The organism is Nonomuraea maheshkhaliensis, from assembly GCF_039529435.1.
Classification (GTDB): domain Bacteria; phylum Actinomycetota; class Actinomycetes; order Streptosporangiales; family Streptosporangiaceae; genus Nonomuraea; species Nonomuraea maheshkhaliensis.
The window spans coordinates 1-8,266 of sequence record NZ_BAAAMU010000223.1 but is presented as its reverse complement, the minus strand read 5'-3'; the positions used below and the strand labels follow the sequence as shown (position 1 = coordinate 8,266).

At 72.8% G+C, this 8,266-nt stretch carries 10 protein-coding genes and 1 pseudogene; all 11 read left to right on the top strand.

The genetic code is table 11. From position 1 onward, the window contains the following. A partial coding sequence (locus tag ABFX54_RS54965) for a substrate-binding domain-containing protein (protein WP_346115310.1) occupies positions 1-307 on the top strand: 307 nt, incomplete at its 5' end. A gap of 46 nt (positions 308-353) precedes the next feature. After that, the gene (locus ABFX54_RS54960; protein ID WP_346115309.1) at positions 354-896 is read left to right on the top strand and encodes a dihydrofolate reductase family protein; all 543 of its coding nucleotides are present in this window, start codon (positions 354-356) and stop codon (positions 894-896) included. A 13-nt stretch (positions 897-909) separates the two neighbouring features. After that, the gene (locus tag ABFX54_RS54955) at positions 910-1,086 is read left to right on the top strand and encodes a hypothetical protein (RefSeq protein WP_346115308.1); all 177 of its coding nucleotides are present in this window, start codon (positions 910-912) and stop codon (positions 1,084-1,086) included. Between the two features lie 242 nt (positions 1,087-1,328). Beyond that, positions 1,329-2,300: an arabinan endo-1,5-alpha-L-arabinosidase gene (locus ABFX54_RS54950; RefSeq protein WP_346115307.1), complete on the top strand. Its 972-nt coding sequence runs from the start codon at positions 1,329-1,331 to the stop codon at positions 2,298-2,300. A gap of 159 nt (positions 2,301-2,459) precedes the next feature. Beyond that, positions 2,460-2,999 (top strand): DUF4231 domain-containing protein, encoded by a 540-nt coding sequence (locus tag ABFX54_RS54945; protein ID WP_346115306.1) that lies wholly within the window; start codon positions 2,460-2,462, stop codon positions 2,997-2,999. Continuing rightward, positions 2,996-3,544 carry an SLATT domain-containing protein gene (locus ABFX54_RS54940; protein WP_346115305.1) on the top strand — a complete coding sequence of 183 codons (549 nt, stop codon included), beginning with the start codon at positions 2,996-2,998 and terminating at the stop codon, positions 3,542-3,544. The genes ABFX54_RS54945 and ABFX54_RS54940 overlap by 4 nt, the downstream gene beginning before the upstream one ends. Positions 3,545-3,601: 57 nt before the next feature. Continuing rightward, complete coding sequence (locus ABFX54_RS54935; protein ID WP_346115304.1) at positions 3,602-4,945, top strand: TRAFs-binding domain-containing protein; 1,344 nt, start codon at positions 3,602-3,604, stop codon at positions 4,943-4,945. Beyond that, positions 4,942-5,493 carry a hypothetical protein gene (locus tag ABFX54_RS54930; protein ID WP_346115303.1) on the top strand — a complete coding sequence of 184 codons (552 nt, stop codon included), beginning with the start codon at positions 4,942-4,944 and terminating at the stop codon, positions 5,491-5,493. Before ABFX54_RS54935 ends, ABFX54_RS54930 begins: the two co-directional genes overlap by 4 nt. A 108-nt stretch (positions 5,494-5,601) precedes the next feature. Further along, positions 5,602-6,666: a LacI family DNA-binding transcriptional regulator gene (locus ABFX54_RS54925; protein WP_346115302.1), complete on the top strand. Its 1,065-nt coding sequence runs from the start codon at positions 5,602-5,604 to the stop codon at positions 6,664-6,666. Then, positions 6,663-7,442 (top strand): annotated as a pseudogene (locus tag ABFX54_RS54920) (beta-galactosidase); the annotation flags it as partial. The gene ABFX54_RS54925 and the pseudogene ABFX54_RS54920, both read left to right, overlap by 4 nt. Further along, a partial coding sequence (locus ABFX54_RS54915; RefSeq protein ID WP_346115311.1) for a beta-galactosidase occupies positions 7,328-8,266 on the top strand: 939 nt, incomplete at its 3' end. The pseudogene ABFX54_RS54920 and the gene ABFX54_RS54915, both read left to right, overlap by 115 nt.

Sequence of the window (8,266 nt, the reverse complement as noted above, 5' to 3'; positions counted from 1 at the left end):
CCCCCCCCCCCCCCCCCCGCGGGCGGTGTTCGCCGCAAACGTGGCCCCGGCGATCGGGGCGATGCAGGCCGTGCGCACGGCCGGGCTGGAGATCCCCCGAGACGTCTCCATCGTGGCCGTGCACGACTTCGAGCTGGCCGGCTACCTCCATCCGGCGCTCACCACGGTGCGGATGCCGCTGGCGGACCTGGGCCGGCGCGGCGTGACGCTGCTGGGCAGCCTGAAGCCGGACGACACGGTCGCCGAGGTGCTGGCGGGGCCGATCGAGCTGATCCAGCGCAGCTCCACCGCGCCGCCGCGCCGATGAGTTCCGCCGTGCTTCGCGGTCTGTACTCCGGAAGGAAAGGTGGAGCATGAGCAGACTCCTGTACTCGGTGACCATGTCGGCCGACGGCTTCGTCGCCGGGCCGGGCGGCGACATGTCCTGGCTGACCCCGCACCTGGGGCCGAACCCGGTGGTGGACGAGTTGATCGGCGAGGTCGGCGCGTTGCTGGTGGGCCGGCGCACGTTCGGCGGCGACGACCCGCACCGGGGCACCGAGAAGGAGGGCAAGGCGTTCGGCGGCGGCTGGGACGGCCCCCAGTTCGTGCTGACCCACCACGCCCCCAGCGCGCCGGTGCCCGGCGTCACCTTCGTCGGCGACCTGGCGCGGGCCGTCGCGGCGGCCAAGGAGGCGGCCGGGGGCAAGTACGTCAACGTGCTCGGCGCCGACGTCGCCCGGCAGTGCCTGGAGGCGGGCGTGCTGGACGAGGTCCTCACGATCGTGGCTCCGGTGCTGCTCGGGGACGGCGTGCGGCTGTTCGACCGTCCGGGCGGGACGGGGGTCCGGCTGGAACGCCTCAGCGTCGGTCACGTGCCGCACGCCACGAATCTCTGGTATCGGGTCGCGAGGTGACCTCCCTGCGCTGGTGACCGACGCGCTGGTCATCGGCACGCTGATGATCGGCCTGCTGGTGATCGGCCTGCTGGTGATCGGCCTGCTGGTGATCGGCCCATTGGTGATCGGCATGGCGGGGACCGGCCGGACAGGCGGTCCGGCCGGGTGTCGACGGCGCGGCGCAGCTTCCTGCGGGTGCCGATGTTAGCGCTAACATCGGATGCGGAAACGGCCTGAACGTATGAGGGCTGACAGGGCCTGTCAAGGCCGCGCCGTGAAGCCTTCACATCGCCGCAGCTCAGCGTGTGCGGGCCCGATCCGCCGCCGATGCAACTTTCACCGCCTCCCACGCCGGGCATTGACGGCGGGCGGAGAGCGTGCCTACATTGCCCCCGACGTGACGGCGCAGCGTCCGGCAGGTGCAGCGGCCCCCCGATACGAGGAGGACCCTTGCGTCGCCTATCCCGTCTCGTCGCCGCCCCCGTGACCGTGCTCGCGCTCGCCGCCTCGCTCGCGGGCGCCGGGCTCGCCTATCCCAACCCCGGCCGGGTCACCGGCGACGTCCTCGTGCACGACCCCACGATGATCCGCACCTCGTCCAACTACGTGCTCTACTCCACGCACGGCTACCTGGAGGCACGCACCTCCACCGACCGGATCGCCTTCACCCGGGCCGGCTCGGCCTTCCGCACGCCGCCGCCGTGGTGGCGGACGTACTCCTCGGGCAACGACCCGTGGGCGCCCGACATCTCCCAGCAGGGCGGGAGATATCTCATGTACTACGCGGTCTCCAGCTTCGGCTCCAACCACTCCGCCATCGGCCTGGCCACCAGCTCGACCGGCCAGCCCGGCTCCTGGAGCGACCAGGGCGTCGTCTACGCGACCACGACGAGCGCCGACCACAACGCCATCGACCCCAACCTCCTGGTCGACTCCTCCGGACGGTGGTGGCTGAGCTTCGGCTCGTACTGGACGGGGATCCGGATGATCCGGCTCGACCCCTCGACCGGCAAGCGTCACTCCTCCGACCGGACGCTCTACCACCTGGCCACCCGGCCCGACTCCCCGTACGCCGTCGAGGCGCCCGACATCGTCCGGCACGGGAGCCACTACTACCTGTTCGCCTCCTACGACCGGTGCTGCGCGGGCACCTCCAGCACGTACAAGATCAAGGTCGGCCGTTCGTCCAGCCCCACCGGCCCGTACGTCGACCGCTCAGGCACGCCGATGTTGTCCGGCGGCGGCACGATGGTGCTGGAGACCCACGGCCGCTACATCGGGCCCGGCGGGCAGAGCGTCATGTCCGACGTGGACGGCGACCTGCTCGTCTACCACTACTACGACGGTCAGGACAGCGGCACGGCGAAGCTCGGCGTGAACCTGATCGGCTGGGACTCGGCCGGCTGGCCGTACGTCTACTGATCCGCGAAGGAACCGGCTCCGGGACCCTCCCCCGGGGCCGGCACGCGGTGTGCGCGGCCGGATGCGGTCAGGTATCGGTGGCGCCATTGTCGGGCCCTTCGATTTCTCATACATTGCGTCTGCAATCACGTCGTCTCCCTCCGTAGCGAGAGGTAATTCGTGAGGCCCTCGCCGCTGCTCGCGCGGTTCCCCGTGCTGCGTGCCCCGGCCGTCTCCGCGCCGGTGATCCCGGCCGGCCGCAGGGCCGCCTACCCCGCACTGACCGCCGACTTCGAGGTCCTCGACCGCGAGCTGACCCCGGTCTTCGAGCGCTACGACATCGAGGCGCTGCGCGACCAGAACCGCTACCGCCGCCAGCAGGTCCTGATCCTGCTCGGCTCGGCCACGATCACGGGTCTGGGCGGGCTGCAGGCGGTGCTGCCCGAGCAGCACTGGCCCGCCGTCCTGGTCACGGTCATCGGGGTCGCCCTGGCCACCAGCACCAGGTACGCCAGGGAGAGTGAGACCCTCGACCGCTACCTGGCGGCCAGGGCCAGGGCGGAGCGGCTGCGGGCGCTGTACTTCGGCTACCTGGCCAGGATCGGCGCGTTCGCGGGCGCGGACCGGGAGCTCGCGCTCGGCCGGGCCGTGCTCGCGATCGAGGCGGGCCAGGAGCCGGACCCCGACCCGGACCCCGAGCCGGGACGTGAGCCGGCATGAGCGACCCGCATCCGAACGGGCCTGTGACCGGCGGCCCGCGTGAGCCCGGCGATCGGGGGACCGGTGACAGGGACGCGCAGTTCCGCGCGTTCTACCGGGAACTGCGCGTGAACGAGCAGCAGGCCTTCTACGAGGCCCGCGAGCGCGAGTACGACCGCGCCCACCACCAGTCGATCGTGGTCCGCAACACCCTGCTGCTGCTGTCGGCGCTGCTCGGCGTGGCGGGCCAGTTCACCACGGGCACGGGACGGGCGGCATGCGGTGTCGCCGCCGCCGTCCTGGCCGCGCTGGCGGGCGCGGTGACGGCGTTCGAGGCCCTCATCGGCTTCGCGCAACTGCGCAAACTGTACGGCGACACGGCGGGCAACCTCCGCGCGGCGGCACTCGACTGGCAGGCCGCCGGACCAGGGGCGGGCGTGGAGGAGCAGGTCGAGCGGATCGAGCGGATCTTCCGCGCGGAGAGCGGCCGTTGGGGCCAGCTGATGCTCCAGAGGCAGGAGGGCACCCCGCCGGATGCCGGGCCGGCCGCGCCGGAGCGGCCCTGACCCCTCCGGTCCCGGCACCCGTACGCAATGACGCGTCAAGCGCAGGGAGGGCAGGCGATGAGCAACTCCGTGGCATTCATGGTGATGCCGTTCGGCAGGAAACCCACCGGGCGGGCGGACGACGGCGTCCCCTCGGTGGTGGACTTCGACGCGCTCTGGGAACGGGTGCACGAGCCGCTGCTCACGGAGCTCGGCTACCGGGCGATCAGGGCCGACAGCGACCTCGGGGCGCTCGTCATCGTCCAGATGATCCAGCGGCTGGCCCTGGCGGACGTCGTGATGGCCGACGTCTCGCTGCCGAACTCGAACGTGTACTACGAAGTGGGGGTGCGCCACGCGGCGCAGCGGATCGGCTGCGTCCTGGTGGCGGCGACCTGGGCCGAGCCGGTGTTCGACCTGGAGCAGATCCGGCGGCTGGGGTACCCGCTGGCGGACGGCGACTGCGGCGAGGAGACCGCGGCCGCGGCGAGGGACCACATGCGCACGCGGCTGCGCGAGCATCTGGCGGGGTCGTCGCCGGTGTTCGAGGCGCTGCCCGGCTATCCGGAGAGCTCCGACGGCGCCCAGCTGGCGCCGTTCACCATGGCGGTCGACATGCTCTCGGACTTCCAGGCCGACGTCCGGGCGATCCAGCTGACCTCGGGCCGGCGGCAGCGTCAGGAGAAGACGCGCGCGCTGGTCTCCCGGTTCGGCGCCCAGCCCGTCATCCGCGAGTCCGTGGTGCTGAAGCTGCTCAGGCTGATCGAGGACAACCTCGAATGGGAGGACGTGCTCGCCTACATCGACACGCTGCCCGACGCGCTGCAGCGGCATCCGCCGGTGATCGAGCGCAGGCAGCTCGCGCTGGCCAGGACCGGCAAGGCGGCGGAGTCGGCCGCCGCGCTCGAACTGCTCATCGAGCGGGTGGGACCGTCGTCCGAGCGCATGGGGCTGCTCGGCGGCAGGTACAAGGACCTCATGCACGAGTCCGCGGGCGAGACGTCGCGCGACTACCTGGACCAGGCCATCGCGGCCTACGAACGCGGGATGGCGCTCGACCTGAACGACTACTACCCGGCCTCCAACCTGCCGCGGCTCTACCGGCTGCGCGGCGGCAGGGGCGATGAGGAGCGGGCGGCCGAGGTCGCCACGATCGTCCTGGCCGCCTGCAAGGCCGGCCTCGAACACCGGCCCTGGGACGAGTGGGCCCTGCCGACCAGGCTCGGCGCGGCGTTCGACAAGGGGGATGTGGAACTGGCGCGGGATCTGGTCTCACAGATCCGCAGAAGGGGCATAACCGACAAGCAACTGAAGACGACCATCCGGGATCTGGAGCTCAGCTTGTCGTTGCAGAAACGGCGCAGGGTCAGGGCGGGCCTGCGCGGCGTGCTGGAGTCGTTCCGCGCTCTGGGGCAGGAATGAGGCGAGTCCTGGTCGTGGGCGGCCACCTGGTGGACCACCCCGGTCGGGTCCCGCCGCGCTTCCCGCAGCACCGCGTCGAGGCCGTGACGGCCGCGATGGGCGCGGTCCTCGACGAGTGGGAGGTCGGGCCGGGAACGACCGTGATCTGCGGCGGCGCCCGCGGCGCCGACCTCATCGGCGCGGGGCTGGCCCTGAGCCGGGGCGCGGCGGTGCGCCTGCGGCTGGCGCTGCCGCCGGCCGAGTTCGCGCGCCGGTCGGTGGACCTGCCGGGCACCGACTGGCACGCGCGGTTCGAGGAGGTACGGGCGCGGTCGGAGGTGGAGGTGCTGCCGGCCGGCGCGGCGGTGGGTGACGAGGTGTTCGCCCAGGTCAACGCGTGGATGGCCGAGGAGGCGTACGGGCTGGACGAGCGGCCGCGGTTGATCGTCGTCTGGGACGGCAAGCCGGGCGACGGGCCCGGCGGCACCGCGGACCTCGTCGCGCAGCTGGCCGGCCGCGACGCCGAAGCCCGGATCCGGATCATCCACCCCGACCCCACGGCTCTCTGAGGCTCTATTTCCGGTCATCCGTATTTACGCCATTGACATCCGCACAAAGCGGACTTTAGCGTGATGCGAAACGTTTCGACACCGATATCGGCCACCCACGGAGTCTCCTTGCCCTCGATACGTGACGTGGCCTCGCGCGCCCAGGTCGCGGTCAGCACCGCGTCCGCCGCGCTCAACGGCACCCGCCCGGTGGCGGCGGCGACGAGGCAGCGCGTGCGACAGGCGGCCGAGGAGCTCGGGTACCGCCCCAACCTGCTGGCCCGCGGCCTGCAGAGCAGGCGCACCCGCATCCTGGCGCTGCTGTTCCCCGCCCCGCACAGCGGTTTCGGGCTGACCGAGATGCGTTTCGCCACAGCGGCGGCCGAGGCGGCCAGTGAGCTGGGCTACCACCTGCTGCTGTCGCCCGAGACCGGCGACCCGATCGAGGAGCTGCGCCACCTCACCGGGCTCGGGCTGGTGGACGGCGTGCTGCTGATGGAGGTCAGCCTCGACGACGAGCGGGTGGGGTTCCTGCTGGAGGCCGGGGTGCCGTTCAGCATGATCGGCCGCACCCGCAAGCCGGGCCCGATCGACCACGCCGACATCGACTTCGCCGCCACCGCCAGGGATGCCGTGGCGCACGTGGCCGGGCTCGGGCATCGCAAGCTGGCCTTCTTCAACCTCTCGCCCGGCACGTACGCGGCCCAGTACGGCCCCGCGATCAGGGCGGGCGAGGAGTTCGCCGCCGCCGCCCGCGCGGCCGGCCTGGCGTACGTGGACGACTTCCGCCCCGGCTCGGCCGAGGAGGGCGGGCAGGCGTTCGAGCGCCTGATCGAGGCGCATCCTGACGTGACGGCGCTGGCCGTGATGGACGACCACGCCGCGGTCGGCGTGATCGCGGCGGTGGCGCGGCGCGGCTGGCGCATCCCCCGGGACCTGACGCTGATGCTGGTGCTCTCCTCGGCCAGGGTCGCCGAGATGTTCCACCCCCGGCTGACGACGATGGAGCCGCCCAGCGCCGAGCTGGGCCGGCTGGGGGCGCGGATGCTCATCGACCGGCTGCGGGGCGACACGCCGCCGCAGGCGCGGCTCGTGCCCTGCCGGCTGGTGCCGGGGGACAGTTCGGGGCCGCCTCGGAAGGGGTCATCAGAGGCGGGTGGCAAGCGGAAGGCGACAGGGGGAATGGGCTCATGACGGAGCGGCTGGGCATGCACACGCTCACCGAGGGGCGCGGGCTGCTGTTCGGCGGTGACTACAACCCGGAGCAGTGGCCGGAGGAGGTCTGGGCCGAGGACGCGGAGCTGATGCGGGCGGCCGGGGTCAACCTCGTCACGATCGGGGTGTTCAGCTGGGCCCGGCTGGAGCCCGAGCCGGGCAGGCACGACTTCGGCTGGCTCGACCGGGTGCTCGACCTGATGGCCGCGAACGGCATCGCCGTGGACCTGGCCACTCCGACCGCCTCCCCGCCGCCCTGGCTGGGGCACCGGTGGCCGGAGACGCTGCCGGTGGACGAGGGCGGGCACCGCCTCTGGTACGGCTCGCGCAACCAGTTCTGCCCCTCCTCCCCCGTCTACCGCGAGCGGGCCCTGGCCATCGCCGCCGCCCTGGCCGACCGGTACGCCGGCCATCCGGCGCTGGCGCTGTGGCACGTGGGCAACGAGCTGGGCGAGGTCTGCCACTGCGACGTGTCGGCCGAGGCGTTCCGCGGCTGGCTGCGGGCGCGCTACGGCGATCTCGGCACGCTCAACGAAGCCTGGGGCACCACGTTCTGGAGCCAGGGGTACGGCGACTGGGCGGAGGTCCTGCCGCCGCGCCGCGCCCCGTACATCGTCAACCCGTCGCAACGGCTCGACTGGTGGCGCTTCAGCTCGGACGCCCTGCTCGGCCACTTCCGCGCCGAGCGCGACGTGCTGCGGGCCCGCACGCCGGACATCCCGGTCACCACGAACTTCATGGGCTTCTTCAAGCGGGCGGACTACTGGTCGTTCGCGGCGGAGGAGGACGTCGTCGCCAACGACTGGTACCCGGAGCCGGGCGACCCCCTCTCCCCCGCCAGGACGGCGCTCACCCGCACAACCTGCCCAAACCGCCCGGCCAGCTCCGGCTGGAGTCGCTGCAGGCGGTCGCGCGCGGCGCGGACGGGCTGTGCTACTTCCAGTGGCGGGCCTCGCGCTTCGGCGCGGAGCGCTTCCACGCCGCGATGGTGCCGCACGCGGGCGCGGACACGCGGCTGCACGCCGAGGTGCGCGCGCACGGGCAGGAGCTGCGCGGGCTGGCCGCGCTGGCGGGCGAGCCGGTGCCGGCGCGGGTGGCGATGGTGTTCGGCTGGGAGAACTGGTGGGCGCTGGAGGAGCGCGGGCGGCCCAGCGACCGGCTCAACGCCGTGGACCAGCTGCTCGCCTACTACGTGCCGTTCTTCGAGCGCGGGGTGAGCGTGGACGTGGTGCCGCCGTCGGCTGATCTGTCCTCGTACGCGCTGGTCGTGGTGCCGAACCTGTTCCTCGTCACGGACGAGGACGCGGGCCCGCTGTCGGCGGACGTGCGCGGCGACGCCGTGCTGGTGGTCGGGCCGTTCTCGGGGGTGGTGGACCCGCGCGGGCACGTGCGCACCGGGCCCTTTCCCGCGCTGCTGCGCGAGGTGCTGGGCGCCGGTGGTGAGGAGTGGCTGCCCGCGCCGGACGACCGGCCGGTGCGCTGCCGGTGGAGCGGCGGCGCCGAGTTCGCCGCGAGCACGTGGACCGAGCTGCTGCGCGCCGAGGGCGCCGAGGCGGTGGCCGAGTTCGCCGACGGCGAC